We start from the raw sequence: 523 nt of genomic DNA, 5'->3' as shown, positions 1-523 counted from the left end.
GTGTGCGTGCCGTTGTTTTTATCNACAACCTTAGCNANTGGAGATTTTCCATCCTTACCGTCTTTGACGATGGTAGATGAGGTTACTTCGTCTGGATCGAGCTGGCCATTGCNGTTCTTATCGAGTCCAACTTTAACAGTGTGCGTGCCGTTATTATTGTCTACGACTTGAGCCAATGATGGCTTGCCATCTTCACCTTTGGCTCCAGTTGCACCGGTAGCACCTGTTGCGCCAGCTTTTCCATCCTTACCATCTTTGATGATTGTAGATGATGTTACTTCATCTGGATCAAGCTGACCATTATTGTTCTTATCAAGTCCGACTTGAACAGTATGGGTACCATTGTTGTTATCAACAACCTTAGCTAGTGGAGATTTTCCATCCTTACCGTCTTTGACGATGGTAGATGAGGTTACTTCGTCTGGATCGAGCTGGCCATTGCTGTTCTTATCGAGTCCAACTTTAACAGTGTGCGTGCCGTTATTGTTGTCTACGACTTGAGCCAATGATGGCTTGCCAGCCA

At 45.7% G+C, this 523-nt stretch carries 1 protein-coding gene; it reads right to left on the bottom strand.

Annotation, left to right across the window (positions count from 1 at the left end):
• Positions 1-506, bottom strand: a 506-nt coding sequence (locus tag D8792_RS11565) for a collagen-flanked surface repeat-containing protein (RefSeq protein WP_446677407.1), incomplete at its 3' end; no start/stop codon positions are given.
• Positions 507-523: the final 17 nt, after the last annotated feature.

This window comes from Streptococcus cristatus (assembly GCF_003943505.1).
GTDB classification, from domain to species: Bacteria; Bacillota; Bacilli; order Lactobacillales; family Streptococcaceae; genus Streptococcus; species Streptococcus cristatus_E.
This window is presented reverse-complemented; position numbering and strand designations above follow the sequence as displayed.